The 16,680-nt window shown below is 37.4% G+C and carries 15 protein-coding genes and 1 pseudogene; 9 read left to right on the top strand and 7 right to left on the bottom strand.

The genetic code is table 11. The annotated features are described in order from the left end of the window. Positions 1 to 269 precede the first annotated feature (269 nt). On the bottom strand, positions 270 to 461 hold the full coding sequence (locus tag K345_RS23805; RefSeq protein ID WP_211227839.1) for a tyrosine-type recombinase/integrase: 192 nt from the start codon (positions 459 to 461) through the stop codon (positions 270 to 272). Positions 462 to 756: 295 nt separating this feature from the next. Here K345_RS23805 and K345_RS0106100 point away from each other — a divergent pair, with 295 nt between their 5' ends. From K345_RS0106100 to K345_RS0106115, 4 genes are all read left to right on the top strand, one after another. Then, the gene (locus K345_RS0106100; RefSeq protein WP_028973423.1) at positions 757 to 1,056 is read left to right on the top strand and encodes a hypothetical protein; all 300 of its coding nucleotides are present in this window, start codon (positions 757 to 759) and stop codon (positions 1,054 to 1,056) included. Between the two features lie 77 nt (positions 1,057 to 1,133). After that, a complete protein-coding gene (locus K345_RS0106105) occupies positions 1,134 to 1,433 on the top strand; it encodes a transposase (protein WP_028973424.1) in 300 nt (99 codons plus the stop codon). A gap of 8 nt (positions 1,434 to 1,441) precedes the next feature. Beyond that, on the top strand, positions 1,442 to 1,927 hold the full coding sequence (locus tag K345_RS19980; protein ID WP_053228108.1) for a DDE-type integrase/transposase/recombinase: 486 nt from the start codon (positions 1,442 to 1,444) through the stop codon (positions 1,925 to 1,927). An 11-nt stretch (positions 1,928 to 1,938) separates the two neighbouring features. Next, the gene (locus tag K345_RS0106115; RefSeq protein WP_425423284.1) at positions 1,939 to 2,268 is read left to right on the top strand and encodes an integrase core domain-containing protein; all 330 of its coding nucleotides are present in this window, start codon (positions 1,939 to 1,941) and stop codon (positions 2,266 to 2,268) included. Positions 2,269 to 2,645: 377 nt separating this feature from the next. Here the strand turns inward: K345_RS0106115 and K345_RS23810 are convergent. The 3 genes and pseudogenes from K345_RS23810 to K345_RS0106135 all read right to left on the bottom strand — a co-directional run bounded on the left by K345_RS23810 (position 2,646) and on the right by K345_RS0106135 (position 8,252). Further along, positions 2,646 to 3,022 (bottom strand): annotated as a pseudogene (locus K345_RS23810) (nucleotide exchange factor GrpE). 55 nt (positions 3,023 to 3,077) lie between these two features. Further along, the gene (locus K345_RS22235; RefSeq protein WP_083963664.1) at positions 3,078 to 6,491 is read right to left on the bottom strand and encodes a leucine-rich repeat domain-containing protein; all 3,414 of its coding nucleotides are present in this window, start codon (positions 6,489 to 6,491) and stop codon (positions 3,078 to 3,080) included. A gap of 435 nt (positions 6,492 to 6,926) precedes the next feature. Continuing rightward, positions 6,927 to 8,252 carry an IS91 family transposase gene (locus K345_RS0106135; protein WP_028973427.1) on the bottom strand — a complete coding sequence of 442 codons (1,326 nt, stop codon included), beginning with the start codon at positions 8,250 to 8,252 and terminating at the stop codon, positions 6,927 to 6,929. Positions 8,253 to 8,530: 278 nt separating this feature from the next. On the opposite strand from K345_RS0106135, the gene K345_RS0106140 reads away from it, so the two are divergent. From K345_RS0106140 to K345_RS0106155, 3 genes are all read left to right on the top strand, one after another. Further along, positions 8,531 to 9,559: a DUF4352 domain-containing protein gene (locus tag K345_RS0106140; protein WP_028973428.1), complete on the top strand. Its 1,029-nt coding sequence runs from the start codon at positions 8,531 to 8,533 to the stop codon at positions 9,557 to 9,559. Between the two features lie 184 nt (positions 9,560 to 9,743). Next, positions 9,744 to 10,418 carry a hypothetical protein gene (locus K345_RS0106150; RefSeq protein ID WP_028973429.1) on the top strand — a complete coding sequence of 225 codons (675 nt, stop codon included), beginning with the start codon at positions 9,744 to 9,746 and terminating at the stop codon, positions 10,416 to 10,418. 581 nt (positions 10,419 to 10,999) lie between these two features. Then, positions 11,000 to 12,415, top strand: a complete 1,416-nt coding sequence (locus K345_RS0106155; protein ID WP_028973430.1) for a hypothetical protein — start codon at positions 11,000 to 11,002, stop codon at positions 12,413 to 12,415. A 314-nt stretch (positions 12,416 to 12,729) separates the two neighbouring features. Here the strand turns inward: K345_RS0106155 and K345_RS23815 are convergent, their stop codons facing one another. The 3 genes from K345_RS23815 to K345_RS19990 are packed head-to-tail and all read right to left on the bottom strand — an operon-like array spanning position 12,730 to position 13,577. After that, on the bottom strand, positions 12,730 to 12,996 hold the full coding sequence (locus tag K345_RS23815) for a transposase (protein ID WP_156888316.1): 267 nt from the start codon (positions 12,994 to 12,996) through the stop codon (positions 12,730 to 12,732). Between the two features lie 24 nt (positions 12,997 to 13,020). Next, entirely contained in the window at positions 13,021 to 13,275 is a 255-nt protein-coding gene (locus K345_RS0106165) for a hypothetical protein (protein ID WP_028973432.1), read from the bottom strand. Continuing rightward, on the bottom strand, positions 13,275 to 13,577 hold the full coding sequence (locus K345_RS19990; protein WP_037571472.1) for a hypothetical protein: 303 nt from the start codon (positions 13,575 to 13,577) through the stop codon (positions 13,275 to 13,277). The genes K345_RS0106165 and K345_RS19990 overlap by 1 nt, the downstream gene beginning before the upstream one ends. Before the next feature lie 729 nt (positions 13,578 to 14,306). Here K345_RS19990 and K345_RS0106180 point away from each other — a divergent pair. Continuing rightward, positions 14,307 to 15,542: a condensation domain-containing protein gene (locus K345_RS0106180; protein ID WP_028973434.1), complete on the top strand. Its 1,236-nt coding sequence runs from the start codon at positions 14,307 to 14,309 to the stop codon at positions 15,540 to 15,542. A gap of 98 nt (positions 15,543 to 15,640) precedes the next feature. Continuing rightward, a complete protein-coding gene (locus tag K345_RS0106185) occupies positions 15,641 to 16,645 on the top strand; it encodes a hypothetical protein (RefSeq protein WP_028973435.1) in 1,005 nt (334 codons plus the stop codon). The last annotated feature ends 35 nt before the right edge of the window (positions 16,646 to 16,680 follow it).

A 16,680-nucleotide genomic window follows, 5' to 3' on the forward strand; every position in this document is an offset into this window, starting at 1 on the left:
ACATAGGTAACACTTTTAGCATGGTATCGTTACACTTTGGAGGTGTTTCGGTGCCCTGGATGGAGAAAAAAACTATGGATCTGAAAGAGGAATTTATTCTAAGAGCACAAAAAGGGCAACAAAGCTTTAGTTCTTTATGAGAACAAAACAAAAGGATTGAACAGTGGAAAAATGAGGGAACAAGACAAAACACTGATTACTCAAGATTATCCATAGGACTGACAATACCTAATTTGTTTTTTCGGCTACATGAGTATAATTGGAGTGTCCTAGAAAACTCTTGGACGGATCGTATATCGTACCCTGCTTCGATCGATTACTCCTGAGGGCAATAGGGTTAAGCGATCTTTGCCCCCCTTCCCTTTTCTCACTGTTACTATTTTTTTCTCAAAATCCAAATCTTTTATACGTAGATTAAAGTATTCTTTTAATCGTAAACCTCCTCCATATATTGCATTCAATGCCTGACGGTTTTCTGGGAGGCCTAGTTTAGAATTGTATGATTTGTTGAATCTTCTGACCCATGTGGAAAAGTATGGGATGTTCTGTTGTTTTATTTTGAGATTATTCTTAAGGTAGTATTGGTATGGTCCTCTGAACAATTGTTTATATTGTTAATGCCTATTGATTTTTTAACTTTGATTGTGGATTTGGGTATAAAATGGTGATTATTTTGTAGTTTTTAGGATTTTATTTGATCATGGGAAAAGGTGTGATGTAATATGTTATGTGGAAAATGGGTAACAAGAGGAAAATATGGAAATTATTGAAGTATTAAAAAATGAATATATCTCAATTGTTTTTGGAGGTCTTGGTGGAGTAACAATGGCTTTCTTAACTCAAAAAATACTCAATAAACGTGGTGTATTTCGATATTATGTTAATCATAATAAAATCGGTGTTTCAGCTCAAGATTCAGTATTTGGCAATGTTAAAGTTGAATGGAATGATACTCCAGTTGAGAATCTTTATCTTTCTACTTTAGAATTAAAAAATGAAAGTCTAAATGATTATGAAAATGTTGTGATAAAGACATATACCAATGATACATTATAACGGTCTAACTTTTTTAAACAGGATATTCTGAAAATTAAGTCCACTCCTGTACATATAAATGTATAATAGGAGATGCTATGGGCAGAAGAAAGAAGTATGATAATGCGTTTAAGTTAAAGGTAGCTTTAGAAGCTATTAAAGAAGAAATTACAGTCAGTGAAATAGCTAGTAATTATGAAATCCATCCCCAGCAAGTACGGCAATGGAAGCGAGAGTTTTTAGTAAATGCAGAATCTGTATTTCAAAAAGATAACGTCGATAAGAAGAAAGTTGAAGAGCTTGAAACTGAAAAAGAAGATCTTCAAAATTTAATAGGACAACAGACTATTCAAATCAATTTCTTAAAAAAAAACTTGAAAAAGTTGAACATCGATTGAAGGTGACTATGGTATCTAAAGATGAAAATCTATCACTTTCAAAACAGTGTGATTTGCTAAATATTAATCGTTCAAGGATATATTATACTCCAAGAACAAAGTCCAACGAAGACCATACAATAATGCGACTTATTGATGCCCTATACCAAGAAAACCCATGTATGGGTAGTAGGCGACTGAGTAAAGAGATTTCTAAGTCCAATGGTATTAAACTGGGTAGGCTTAGAGCTCGTAGATTGATGAGAGAAATGTGTATAAGCGCGATATATCCTAAGAAAAACCTCTCAGCACCTGATTCCGAGCATAAAATCTATCCATATTTACTTAGGAATTTAAGGATAGAAAGACCTAACCAAGTATGGTCTACAGATATTACATATATTCCTCTTTCTGGTGGATTTGTATATCTTACAGCAGTTATAGATTGGTATAGTCGAAAGGTCTTAACCTGGAACATATCAAATACAATGGATGTTGGCTTTTGTAATCTATAGTAGTTGCAGCAATTGATAAATATGGTACTCCTGAAATATTTAACACAGATCAGGGGGCTCAATATACAAGTAAAGAGTTTACAGATTTACTGAAAGATAATGAGATTAAAATTAGTATGGATGGTAAAGGACGAGCACTTGATAATGTTTTTGTTGAAAGGTTATGGAGATCTGTTAAACAGGAAGATGTATACCTAAAAGAATACAGAGATATTAGAGATGCCAAAAGACATCTAACTAAGTATTTTGAGTACTATAATAAAAGGAGAAGACATCAAGCTTTAGATGATGAATTCCCAGAAGATATTTATTATGGCAGAGTTAAACTAGTAGCTGCATAATGACGGATGTGAATTTAATTAGGCTAGATACCTGTTGGATTAATTAGACCACTATAAGCAAAAGGAATTAGAGATTTATATGGCGGATAAGTTTCCATATTATCATTTTGCTAGGTTTGGATTGTTTTATTGTAGAAGAAATGAGGGAAGGCAGTAGAACAAACATTTGCTACGGATTTGCCTATGTCACAATTATTGCTGTTCGCAGAAATGGGTGTTTTAAAGATCAGTCTTTGCATTGAGGGAAATTCCGTTGAAAATTCGATTTTTATGGGACTTCCTCATTAAAAAAAGAAAAATTTACCCATTTTTTATCTACTCCTTTGGCATTCTTTAAAATTTTATTCGCTGTCCTGTTTAGGAGCAGGCCGTAATATTCAGTCATGTAGCTTGTAGCCACTCTGAAAGACCTGAAGAACGGTAGGTTTCTTAATCTCGGAAGACTCTTCCATCATCAGGGCTTCATGTTGATTGGGATCATAAGGTTTACCCTCAGCCTGAAGTTTTTCCAGAGAATATTTGGATGAAAGCATAGAAGAAAACTGCTGCTCAATCATGATAATTCCATCATGAAAGGACTGCAGATCTCCCGAATCCGCACCGGATTGAATAGCTTTTCAATGTTATTCACCACTTCCACAAGATCTGAAAGAAGTTTTGAATTACCGTATTTAATTGTATCTTCTTTTTCTCGAAGCATACGTTTGCGGGAATTCTCATAATCAGCCTGCTTACGAAGGTATTGATCCTTCAGATTCCTGCTGTTCCGCTATTTCTTCCGCCGCAGCGGTTTAATCCTGGACAGCATCTTATTGTTCATCTACAAGCTCTTCCTGCATCTCAGACATTTCTTCACGGGAACATACAATTACCCCTTCCAAGGCCTTTTGATAAAGGTCCACCGATTCCCCGGGGACATAGACATGGCAGCTCTCGGGAATTGCCCATTGATTACCATTCATTTCTATGGGTTCAGAATTCTCAAAAATCAGTGTTTCAAGGGAAGAACAGCCTTCAAGACATCCTTTCCCAATCTCCTGTAAACTTTCCGGGAAATGAAGAGTTTTCAGTCTTGAACAACCTCTGAAACAATCTTCGCCAAGACTGGTAACTCCTTCGGGAATGGAAATCCTTTCCAGGGATACATCATAACAGAAAAGAGAATCCGGCCAGACCGTTATGGAAGAGGGAAGGTTAACCTCCCACAAAAAACTACAGCTTCCAAGCACCCCTTCCCCTAAAAATTGCACCGAGTCAGGAATACTGATACGTTCCAGCGCTGTCCCGGCCAAAGCTCTGTCTCCCAGACGTTCCAATCCCATGGGCAAATCAATGGATTTTAAAGAGTCACAGCCGGAAAAGGCATTCTTTCTAATCTCCTTCAAATTCTCAGGCAAAACTGCTTCTTTAAGATTTTTGCAACCGGAAAAAACATCGGAATTTAATATTTTGAGTTCTTCCGGAATTTCTACATGGGTCAGCCCAGTACAGCCAGCAAAGGCGCGGGAACCTATTGCAGCCAATCCAACAGGAAAATGAATTTCTTCCAGGGAGGAACATTTTTCAAATGCGCCGGCTTCAAGAGTAGACAAGGAACTCCCTTTGGGGATTTCTATCCGGGTCAATCCCGAACAATCGGCGAAGGCATTCTTTCCTATGGTAACAAGACTTTGAGGGAGCTGAATTTCATTGAGGGAGGAACATTTTTCAAATGCGCTTTCCCCGAGAATGGACAATTCCTCATTCAAGGCAACGCTTTCGAGATTTACGCATCCGATAAATGTAAAATCCGGCAATTTCGTCATCCATAAGGGAAGCGTATATTCCGTTAAATTCTCATCCCGCCGCAAATGCTCAAAGCCTTCCGCAATAAGGCCAGCCTGATCTTCAAGATTCACAAGAGGTGAGTCTGCAAAGGCATCCTCTGCAATAAACTGAAGGGAATCGGGAAAGTTTATGGTTGCTAATTGAGGACATTTCTCGAATACCTCATTCTGAATACTGATTAATCCCTGGGGCAGTACCACCTCTTTCAGAGAGTCGCAGGAGCAAAAGGTTTCTTTCTCTATCCTTTTGATACTATGGGGAATCTCTATCCGCTCCAGAGACTCACAGTCGAAGAAAGCCCTGTCTCCCAGTGACGTCAGCTCTTCCGGGATTTTTATATGCTCCAGGGATTCACAGCTGGTAAAGGCATCCATTCCTATGGAAGTTACTCCCCCCGGAATGGTCACCTGATCCAAAGATGTACACCCTTCAAAGCATCTATCCGGAATATGTTGCAGTTTCCTGGGCAGAAGCAGTGTTTTCAGAGAAGAACAGTCCCGAAAAGCCATAGGACCCATTTCAACAATACTATCCGGCAAAACAAGATTGGTAAGATCCTTGCATGAAATAAAGGCCTTTTCCGGAATTACAGTCAGCGGTTCTCCCTGAATCTTATCGGGACAGAAATAAAAACCGGCAGGATATAATGTCTTCCAAAAGCGTTCAATATTTTGAGTACTCCCCCCATATTCCAGTAGAAGCGACTGTATTTCATGCAGTTTTTCCTCCTGATTGGAATCCAGTTCATAGCCCAGATCATCGGAATCAAAAAGAGTAACTTCCAGCGGGCTGGGCAGTGTCGGCGACATAATAGAGGGATTGGCTCCGCTTTCAAGCAGAAGCCTTACCATGGATATATCCATGGTAGCGACCGCCATGTGCAGCGCAGTCAACCCATACATATTCTGATGATCCAGATCAGCTCCCCCCGCAATCAGACTAGCAGCTTCATCATAAGACCATGTTCTCGCTGCAATAATCAGATCTGAATCATTAAAGGGCTGACAGGTATCAAAATACCTTCCCTTGTCGGGAGCAGAAGAAACATCCATCGGAGGCATCAGGGATCTGCAGATATCGAAAGTCATAGAATGTTTTTCGTCGGTTGACTGTAGACGCAGATGATTCCTGGTGAAACGGAAAATCTGAAATTCCAGTTTTTGGGATTTCTCGGAATGAAGATTAAAGTGAAAATTCCCGGTCATCCGAATCAACCCCTTATTTTCGTTCAGTTCCCAGGTTCCGCCCACTTCAGAATACCGGACACGATCCTCCTCATATTCATTATCAACATAGCGGCAGACATAACGGCCGTCAGGGTAAAACAGATAGTAGGAAGTATTCAGATTCAAGTCATACCGGGGAATGCCGTTGCCGTCCAGATGATTGCGGTTGGTCCATGTATACCAGGGAACTTCATCTTCCTCGGGGACACATCCCAGATCTCCGTAGGTTATGGCGATATCCACCGGTTCCAACTCTGCGTCGGAACACCAGTATCCGCTGATGGGAAAGAGGGTATTATCAGTCAGAAAAACCCAGCGACCGGTCTTCCCCTCCACCGTAATTTCTTCATTGGTACGTTCCCCGATCCTGTAGATTGCACCGTAATCCAAGCGGCAGTTGGGACGGAATGTCTTTTCATCCCAGGAGTATCCGGCAGGGATTCCCTCCTTAGATGCAACTTTTACATACTCATCTTTTGTGATTAAGGGAGTTCCCCAGGGATCAAGTTTGAATTCATCGACATAATCATTGCTGGAAGATTTGACATCCCTCATTTTGTTCAGACAGTCAAGAGCATCCTCTCCGGTGAGACAAGCCTTTTTGGAAATGTATCCGGTAACGTGTTCCCGCCCTAAAATCCGTTCCACTTTATAGGAATCGGGAGTTTCCTCTTCAATGGCAAAACAACTATATTGGGCCAATTGTCCCGCAGTCTTTTCCATCTCCGGATAACCATATAAAAAAGTTTTCTCTGAGGTCTCGCCGAAACGGGTGTAACGGGAAAGCCAGCGAGTGTTGACCCATCCCAAATTTTCGCCCTTTTCATCATAAATATGTATCCAGTAATCTCCCTTCTCAAGATCAATTCGGTCTTTAACATACTCAGGTGTATCCTCGTCTACAGGAGCGCCCCACACAATATCGGAAGGATAGATATAATCAGTGATACTATAATCAGTTCCCGCATAAGTGCGTATTTCCTTTCTTCGGTTAGAGATACACATATATGCAACGTTCTTGTCTTCGGCGACTTTCTCCTCAACGGAAACAGAATCCGATTCGGCGGGTTCCTGATTTTCCAGGGGTTCCAAGTCTGAAGCTGATGGATCATCGAAACATCCGCAGAGTAAAAGCATAAAAAACAAAGAGAAGGAGAATATTTTTTTCATGTAATAATTTATAGCACGCTCAACAGTATGAAACAATGTATTCACGTTGTTATATGCACGAGAAGTAGATATTATTAAACGAGTTTCGCCTCTATATAGAGACACAAAGCGGGATGGACAGGGTAATCCTATCAATCATGTTCTGGAGTTCTTTCAATGAAAAAAAATAACCATTCTTGAATATTACTCGAAGGTATCCCTGCGCTTTCCGAACCAGTTGAAGAAAACAGTGTAGAGATCTTTGACATTGCAGGGTTTTGGGTAAATGTTCGGTCAGGGATAACTAGGGAATGGGTCTTTGATAAAGGCCTAAGCGATGAAACGGGGTTTGATTCGGTTTTATTTGATGCTGTAATCGATTATTCAGAATCTTCAACTTTTAAATGGACCTATCCGGGACAAGAAAGTTCCCAGACTGTTTTTCTGCAGATTGCGTCAAATGATACCTTCACACAGGACAGCACTACATTCTACAGGGAGATGGAGCCAAATAAGACCTTCGCAAAAGGAAGTATTCCGTATGACGGTAATAACTTTCATCTCCGAACTGCACTTCGGATAGGAGTATGGATTGATTTCATAGATTTTCGCCAGCATCCTCGCCCAGGTTTTTCTACAGGCCTTGGTTGAAATATTACATTCCGTTTCATCTTCCGGAAATTCATCCCCAGGAAATGTCTCCAAATGATCATTCTTCCACTTGGCAGGAGCATATTTGACAATTTCAGGATGTTCTGCCCATTTCCCCCTAGTACGGGAAGCATATAATCCATACCTTCGAATATACTGAACACCCTTTGGAGGAATATGCTGAGTAAGTTCTGCCAGAAAGTCACTTCCATCGAACATATGGACATTTTCTCCAAAGTATTTGTTATAATGGGTATGGAATAAGACTCTTCCCTTAAAAGGTTCATAATGCAGCTTTTTAAGGCTTACTGGGGCTCGTGAAATATATTCAGAAAGATTAACTCTTGTTTTGTCCGTTAGAATTTGTACGGAATTATCGATGGAAAAACCGGAGTTTCGCCACGAAAGCAAATTTCTGGAAAAGTCTTCATTGATCAGGCCCTTTCTAACAAACAGGGTTATAACCTTCCGACGGAAGTATTCTGTCATTTTCTTCAGGTTGGAAAAAGGGATATAAATAAAATTCATGTCTTCATCAAAACCGCCATCCAAAACGATGCAGTGGAAATGAGGATTCCAACGAAGCATATCTCCAAAGGTCTGGTGCGCGATAACCATTCCTGTCTGAATGGTCTTTCCAGCGGCCTCTTTGTAAAATTCCTTTAGGATGCTGAAAATAAGTCTGGAAACATCGGCAAATAGATTTCTGTCGTTCCTGAAAAATATTCGCAATGCCTTGGGTACCGTAAAAACAAATTGCCGATGCGGAAGTCGTAAGAAAACTTCTTCGGTTAGATGTTCTGCCATTAAAATGGTACGCTTCTGGCTACATGATGGACATAAATAGAAGCCCTTACAACTGAAAGGGCGAAAATAATCGTGCCCGCAACTAGAATTGGTACACTGGATTCTTGCCATTCCTTTCAGATAATCACCACAGTCGATGAAATGATCTGCTACACCCATAATGCGATCCAGATGAAAGCGGCCATATTTTTCAGCATATTGCTCTTCGTAGGTATCACAGAAATCTTTGAAATGATTCTCAAAAATGGTGTGTAAGATATTTTTTCCCCGGGGGAGGTAATGGGCTTTCGGGGTATGAAATACTGGTTCAACGACACTGGACACATAATTATATAGGGCGGGAACAGGGTATTTGCTTCAGAAGACAAGAAAAAAGAAACCTCCGGTGGGTAGGCGAAGCTTCGAAGTGAAGAAACCCCAGTGGTAGAAGAGCGTTCGAGAAAAGAGAATCCCTTTACAGATCGAATGTGCCACTGTAGAATTGCAACATAACGATCCGATGCAACTGTCAGCCCTATCGTCATGTTTTTTGCTTGCGCAAAAATCACGCCGATGTACGGGCTGCACCTGATCGGGGCGTTATACATCAAATAGGAGAAAAAATGAAAAAAAATCTATTACTTGCAACAATTTTAATCCAACTACTATTTAGTTGTGCCACTACTTCAAATCTTGTATCACCGGAAAATAAAACATTAATAGTCGATCAAATAGTAGTAACAATTAACAATGCTAAAGGAGGTTTGCGAAGTATAAAAATTGGGTATATGAAATATACACCAAAAGAAAAAGATAACTTATTTTTAGATATTTCATTATCAATAAAAAATGAATCTGAAGAGGCATTTCATTTAAATAATTTAAATAAAATTGAATTAATAACATTCAATAATAATGAGTTCGAGTATCATGAATTAGGAAAAAGCCCAAAAGAACAAAACAACGTTCAATCTCAAGTTTCATTGTGGGTTAATCCCAATATTTTACCCAATGGATTATTCGAAAAAAATTATCTTTTTACATATCATGAAGATAGTATTCCTGTTGCTATTTTATATAATCGGAAAGATTACTTATTGCTCAAAAATGGAAATACTTATTTAGATGAATTGAATATAGAATTAGAGAAGCAACAAAAATTTTCCTATTTACTAGATAATTTCCCAAACTTGAATGATGAAGAAATAATACAGTATATGACAGAAAATAATATTAATTTTTTTGATATAACGACATCTCCTGAAAATGTTTATATTAAGTCAATATTGAACAAAAAAAATATAGTTTTTGATGAGGCTGTTAAAGAAGGTGGTAAGATCGATGAAAAATTATTTTTTGAGTTTTATCAAATACGGCCAATACATTTAGCACTAATGTCAGGTAATGATCATGCAGTAAGTGCATTAATAAATATCGGTATCGAGATAGATAGCGATAGGAATAGTGATTATATGAAGTTTTTACTAGATTTACAAAGTGTTGAAAGTTTAATATTGCTGGATAAATATGGAATAGATATATCTACATATAAAATGAGAAACGGGATGCAGAAATCATTTACAATACGAGAATATGCAAAATTGAACAATTTAACAAAAATAATTGATTACTTGGATATTAATAATTATTAAAAAAATTTGTTTTCTTATATTGAATACAATACATAACAATCGAATTAACCTGATTTTCCTATGTCAAGTATCCTGCTTTTCTGCTTCGCAAGCATGATTCCCGCCATGTACGGAAAACAGGTTATTCGGACGTTAGCTGGACGCTTCGCGCAAAAAGAAAAAAGAAAAAAGAAAAAGGAAAAAGATGAATACCAATGAAACAATTGTTGCACAATTAAATGAATGGCTTTCTTTTTTGAATGAAGCAGGTTTCAAATATTTGAAATCAAGAAATGCATATGAAACAAATGACAAAATAAAAAAGAAGATAATACTTAATGTAGTTACACCAGACGCAGGAAGAAATTATTCAGTCGCATTCTATTATGGTGTTGTACATAAAGAAGTAGATACATTTATTTCAATAATTTACAACAAAGAGCCTAATAAATATTTTAATACAATGTATCAATTTTCATATAATGACAATGATTCAAAAGATAGGAAATTTAAAGAAAGAAATGATTGGCATTTTTTAAAAGAAGACAACTTTATTTCATTTAAAAGCCAAATAACCAAATACATAAAAGAACATGTTTTGCCACAATTGGATTCATGGATTGACTTGCTGACTATTCGTTCGCAACTTGAATCTGAAATTAAAAATAACATAATTATCAAACCATATGAAAACATAATTGGAATAGATTGTGTTTTGAAAGATCATGATCATGCAAAACAATATATCGAAAGCTTCATTTCAAGAAATCAGGAAAAAGCAGAATCTTATAGAAAGGAAGCACTTACTTTTTTTGAATTGTGTTTGAAAAGTAATTTAGAAATATTTGAAGGAATTCGGCTAACAACTGCTTCAACCTGACTCGGCTATTGTCACGAAAATTGCTAGTCGCTTCGCTCGGCAAGTTTCGCGCCAATGTACGCCTTGTAGGTTAAGCAAATGTTAAATAGCAGACTGCCCCTCGTTCAGTGGACACCTTCTATAATTAGATTTACATTATTTACGGAGGTGTTACAATAGGATGGATTGTTGATCAAGGTAATCATGATAAATTAGTGAATGATATGAAATCAGGTCGTCTAGGTGAAAAAATAGTTTGGCTTGTCAATGACCTTTAAGACGCACTAGTACATCCTTGTACTTGTGCTTATAGACGTGAGTGGGACCATAATTATTACTTGATCTAAAAGTCTACTTTAAACTTTTTAACTAGCGTAGGAAGATCAGATATTGAAATAAATTGAAGAAGTCGGAGGGTATGAGATTATCAGACGACTTCAATGAAATAGTATTGAAGTCCTGTGGAAAAAAGAAACGGCGCTTTCCTGTAATAGAGCAGACAATCCGCTTCTGATCAAAGTACACAACGATAAAATTCCCGGAAGGGCTGAAATCATACAGCGGGCTCTGAATTAAGATACTATAAGAGGATATTGGTAAGTATGAACTCAAATGCAGAAACAACAGAAAAACTGAAAAAGATGTTACAGGAGCTCCATACAAGGAGTGATCTCAAGTTTTCATTTTATGATCTTGGGAAACCTGCGTCAGATACAGTCCTTGCGGAGAAAAAGGACTCAATACCTTCATCTCTATTGGATTTCTACTCTGTGATGAATGGATGTGATGTCTTGGCCTCATTTGTCAATGACTCAACCCTTCAGCTGGGACTTCGCATACCGCCGATTGAGAATATAGACGGTTTCACCGAACCTGATGAGTGTTATAACTTTAACAGTGGAGAGAAAATTATTACCCTTGAATGGATAGAAATCACCATGAGTACCTTCTTCTTTATTCTTGATGAAGGTGAAACCGATATCTCAAAGGCCTATATCGTTTCTGCTTACGCAGGGGAAGAACATGAAAGCTCCTTTATTGCCCATACCATGGGGGAGTTCCTTGAAAAGGCTATGGAGGGAGTCCTTACTCTGGGCTGGGCCTGTGACATTGAAGAGACCAACTCCAGTGTCGCTTCAATAAAGAAGCTGTTATCAGAGAAACCTCAGAAGAAGACCCTCTTTGAAGAGGGTGACCGGGTTGTAAGGCGGCAGCATGATTATGAAAGAGGAGCGGTTATCAAGGCGGTAAAAACCCCTCACAGCCATGTCTACTATGGCGATGAGTATGTGCTGGTTGATTTTGATTACCGAGGTACATTCTGGGTCAGACCGGATTCCATTAAAAAGCGGCCCAAGAAGAAAGATCTCTATGAGAGGGCATTGGCAGATCCTGATAGTTTTGTAAAGGATCTTCTTCTTATATCAGCCGAGGAATCGGCCTCTCTGTTGTACAGAATCGGTTCTGTATTTTGCGTCTTTTACAGGAATGAAGAGATAGAGAGCATTCATTATCCGGAACACAGTCTCCGTTATGCGGGAATTTTTAACAGGGTCTCCTTCACCAGGGCAGTTGACACTCTTATTGCTATTATGCACAGATGGGCCCATGCACGGCAGGAGGAGGCAACTGTTTCCTTTGTAAAGGATGGCAGTGAATACAATAGGAGGGATCAATACCTGAAGGATTCGGATTCCTTCTATTACTCGGATGTGATAGAAACGGCCCTGGGCTGTCTCACCTATCTGATTATGAGAAGGAAGGCCGGAAAAAAGGTTCAATCCCTTCTTAAGGATTCACAACGGAGTTCTCTCTTTGAGCTCTTTGATATATTAAAGCAGCCCCTTCAGAGTAAATATTCTGGCCGCTTCAGCAACGGTTTTGAAAACCTTCTGGATAGTTATGACCAGTTTCTGTCTCTTGAGAGTGTGGGCAACAATAATCTGAACCTTGGGATCAAGCGGGAAGAGTGGCTCGATAAACTTAAACTGGCCAGACCCTATAGCTTCTGGTATTGAAGGTTTTGTGAAAATTATAGAGTCGTGGTGTATCATAGAATGTGATGTCAAAAAGGAAAAACTGCTCGACTGAATCGATTTTATGAACCAGATCCTTTCTCTTCTCTGAGAATAAGAAGGCGTTAAGAATCTAATCCCTTTCAACAAATGCTGTGCCGTTAAATTCGTAGATCTGTGACTGGTCAATCTCCTTAACTTCCTCTTCCGGGGAAATCTAAATGAAAGGAAAAGTTATAAATTCTGTCAATCAAAAATTTGCATAAATGGATGCCTGCTTTTTTGTGAATCTCATCATCCACTGGACATACCTACCCCTATAGGGGTTTCAGAGAACGAGAAATTAGTTTACCAAATGAGAATAATCCACACCGGGCGGCGGCCTCCCAACCTTCCGGGGCATGACGAACTACCTCGGGATGCTCCGGCCATTTCCCTCTGGTCCTGGAAGCATATAAGCCGTACCAGCGTATGTACTGTGTCCCTTTAGGAGGCATATACTGTGTCAGCCCAGCCAGGAAATCACATCCTTCAAACATATGAATATTCTCTCCAAAGTAATAGTTATATTGGGTATGAAACAGAACCCTACCTTTGAATGGTTCATATCACAACTTCTTGAGACTAACAGGGGCCCTCGAGATATATTCAGATAGATTTACTCTTGCCTTGTCGGTCAGAATCTGAACCGAATTATCAATACTGAAGCCTGAGTTATTCCATGACAGCAGATTCCAGCGCAGCATATCAGCAAAAAGTTTTCTATTGTTACGAAAATATACTCGCAAGACTTTGAGAACCGTAAATACAAACTTCTGATGTGGAAGTTTTCGAAGCACATCTTCTGTAAGATGTTCTGCCATTAGTATTGCTCTTTTCTGACTGCAGGATGGGCAAAGATAAAACCCTTTACAGCAGAAAGGACGAAATAATCATGGCCGCATTCCGGCTTTGTGCAGCGAATCCTTGCCACACCATTCATATAATCACCGACATCCATTATACGGTCAAGATGAAATTTGCCGTATTTTTGTGCGTATTGATCTTCATAGACATCACAAAAATCAGTAAAACGTTTCTCGAAGATGATATCCAGAACATTCCTGCCTCGGGGAAGATAATTTTGAGCTTTGGATAGAGGTCTTGATGAAATGGAAACTGACACATTATTATATATATAGAAAAATGTTCTGTTGTTTCAAAGTTCACCATATAACATTTCCATGGACCAGACGCCTTCTCTTCACCTTCCTCTCCTCCGGTAGCGCAGGTCATGGAAGCGTTATGCCTCAGGGCTTGGATATTTGGCCCATTTGGTAAATACTTCGTAAATTCTCGGACGTTATGCGCAATTAGGAATGTAAAATGGAAAACAATATTGGATATATTCCCTGGTCAATCTTCACTTTATTATTTGCTTATGCTGCATATAGCGGATTCACTCAAATTTTTAAAAATAGAAAAGTCATCAATGATCAAAAAATTTACAAACTTAAAAGACCTTTTTTGCACATCCACTTTTTCTATTATTATATCTAATTATATTCATCAGTCACATCTCGGAATAATATAGACATAAAACTAAATGATGAAGAAAGAAAATCTATACAGGACCACATTCCTAACAGCGCATAACATAGAATATGCGCTGCGGCTTCGCCTTGGCCTTCGGTAAATATTTACCAAATGGATTTGTTTGAAAATATAGGAATATGCGTTTACCATAAGAGCCATAACAAAGCTATGCAATAGTCTCAATTTTCGTCACGATTTTTGCCTTCGGGATAATTGGTCAATTGATAGCGACGTTATACGGAAATTGGGTACGGAAGAAAAAGAATAAATTGATAATATGGTATTGTATCGGATGTACGTTAGAACTAGGAGTTAAACATTGATATTAGAAAAGCAATATTTATTGACAGAACGAGCACATTTGATGTGTCCTCAGATGAATTTTGGAATTGCATTTACAATAAACGCAAAATTTATTAAGCAAAAGTTCCATAATGTAATGAATGAACTTGAATCAGCTCATCCTTTCTTAAAATGTCGAATTGGCTATGAAGCTGAAACAAATAAATATTTTTATTCTTATGACGAATTCTTGAAGGTTCAAGTTATTGAAAAGAGTTTAGCTGAAATAATTACAGAAAATTTACCTGAAGATCTATGGAATGATTATAATAAGACGACTTCCACTGATTGGAATGTTTTAACGGATGGATTATTACAAGTATTTGTATATAAAGCGATAGAAGATTTTACAATTCTTTTTGTTGCTCATCATCTTTTGGCTGATGGCCGTGGGCTTCTGGAACTTGTTCAATCATTTGTAGATTGTTATGTAGAAGACAAAGTTCCCATTTTTACTGAGGAAAAGATTATCTCTGATATTACTGATTTACCAGTAGGAAGCGATCTCCCTTTTATAAGTAAAATCGTTATTGAAAATGCAAACAAAAAGTGGCGAAAAGAAAAAAAACAATTATCATATGAAGAATATCATGCATTCGCCAACAGGTTTGTTTTAGAGAATAAAAAAAACTATAGCTTAAGAAAAATTGAGGATGAAGATTTTTCAAAAATAATTCGGCAATGCCACGAAAATAAAATTACAGTAAACGATTATCTTCTTGCAAAAATGGCTATTGAAGATCAAACTGATAAAATCATCATGGCCTTTGATATTCGTAATATGATAAAGAATTATGTAAATGGTTCTTTAGGGAATTATGCAACTGCAGTAGGTATTCTCTGTAAACGGAAAAACAAAGATATGTTTAGTCTTGCAAAATCAATCCATAAGAAAAAAGAATCTGTAATTAAAAATAAATCAACTTTGATGACGGTTTTAACTTGTTACATGCATATGGAACCGGGCCTTTTGGATGCTGCTGCCATTACTGGTTTAGGAATTTATGAAAGTTATTCTGCCAGATTTGTTGGTGGTCAAATGTTTGGTTTTGCAAATAGAAATGGTTATAGCATTACAAATCTGGGAAAGATACATAGTGATTCAATAAAAGATGCAGTATTTATACCGCCAGCTTCCCCTGCTGTTAAAAAAATCTGGGGAGTTCTGACTGTAAATGATACAATGAATATTTGTTCTTGTGAGATGGTTTAGCCACATGTTCCTACTTAAAACCACTTTATCGCTCTTGGTAAAAATTAAGTCATTTCGAAAGACTTTTTAGAGAATTGATTTAGGAAATGGAGACAAATATGAAATTACATTTTGCTATTTTGTTATTCTTTTCTTCATTTTTTGTATTTGGTCTAGATTATTATTTTTATCAGACTGAATACAATGAATCAGAAAAATGTACCATGCTGAAAATATACCAACTTGATGGGGATTATAATGGTATTACATTTATTAATGAAATTAGATTCAATGGACGAGTTCACACTTATTATTCAGAATTTGAAAATATATTATATATAGTTGAAAACAATAATTCTGATTGGCCATGGTCAAATATAGATCTTACTAACAAGATATATTCTGTACAGAAAATTGACGGTAGATTTGTTACTGTTCAGAACAGATTAATTCATAATTTGAGTGAAATAGAAATAGATGGATCAGAGGTTCCTCACAAAGTTCTAATCCCATCTCCAGAAGTGCTAAAGTATAATCCTGAAAGAAAATTCAGAATGATTTCATATTATTACCTTTTTCAATCCCGAAATGGGTGGAGTAATGTAGGGCCCAAATTCGTTGAGATGATTGATAATGATAATGTAATTATTGAAAGTTTTTATCTACAGCCTCACATCGGATTAGAAAAAGAACAACAGCTGCATTTCAACGAACCAGTAATGCTTCAGAATCATTCTATCATTTATGAAGATAGAGTTAATCACTCAGTACATATATATGATTATTATGAGAAATCCTATGAATCTATCGATGGTTTTTTAAATGGAGTTGCTTATTTAGGTTCTTGTTTTGTTATAACCGAATATACACCGCATGGTACTATTTCGAAAATCTACAATAAAGAGCTTGATGAGTTATTTGATTTATCATCTTATCAATACCTGCATACAAGTTATATATACAAAAGTATTTTATTATCATTTGCTGATTACTTACCTGGTGAAATGCCTTTTTCTAATCATCTCCTTATTATTGATTTTGAATCTGGTGGAGAAATCGTGTTTGATGAAAATAATGATTTTTTATATGAAAATAAAACCAAATTTCTAGGATTTTATGAATAATAAAAAAATGAACCTGACAATATCTTTTGTCACGG

The sequence above is a fragment of the Spirochaeta cellobiosiphila DSM 17781 genome, from assembly GCF_000426705.1.
Lineage (GTDB): Bacteria > Spirochaetota > Spirochaetia > DSM-17781 > DSM-17781 > Spirochaeta_E > Spirochaeta_E cellobiosiphila.

Coding starts and splice junctions, on each gene's coding strand:
- K345_RS0106155 (WP_028973430.1), top strand. CDS start 11,000: ATGAACTCAAATGCAGAAACAACAGAAAAACTGAAAAAGATGTTACAG.
- K345_RS0106185 (WP_028973435.1), top strand. CDS start 15,641: ATGAAATTACATTTTGCTATTTTGTTATTCTTTTCTTCATTTTTTGTA.
- K345_RS0106100 (WP_028973423.1), top strand. CDS start 757: ATGGAAATTATTGAAGTATTAAAAAATGAATATATCTCAATTGTTTTT.
- K345_RS0106105 (WP_028973424.1), top strand. CDS start 1,134: ATGGGCAGAAGAAAGAAGTATGATAATGCGTTTAAGTTAAAGGTAGCT.
- K345_RS0106150 (WP_028973429.1), top strand. CDS start 9,744: ATGAATACCAATGAAACAATTGTTGCACAATTAAATGAATGGCTTTCT.
- K345_RS22235 (WP_083963664.1), bottom strand. CDS start 6,491: ATGAAAAAAATATTCTCCTTCTCTTTGTTTTTTATGCTTTTACTCTGC.
- K345_RS0106140 (WP_028973428.1), top strand. CDS start 8,531: ATGAAAAAAAATCTATTACTTGCAACAATTTTAATCCAACTACTATTT.
- K345_RS0106165 (WP_028973432.1), bottom strand. CDS start 13,275: ATGGCAGAACATCTTACAGAAGATGTGCTTCGAAAACTTCCACATCAG.
- K345_RS19980 (WP_053228108.1), top strand. CDS start 1,442: ATGGTATCTAAAGATGAAAATCTATCACTTTCAAAACAGTGTGATTTG.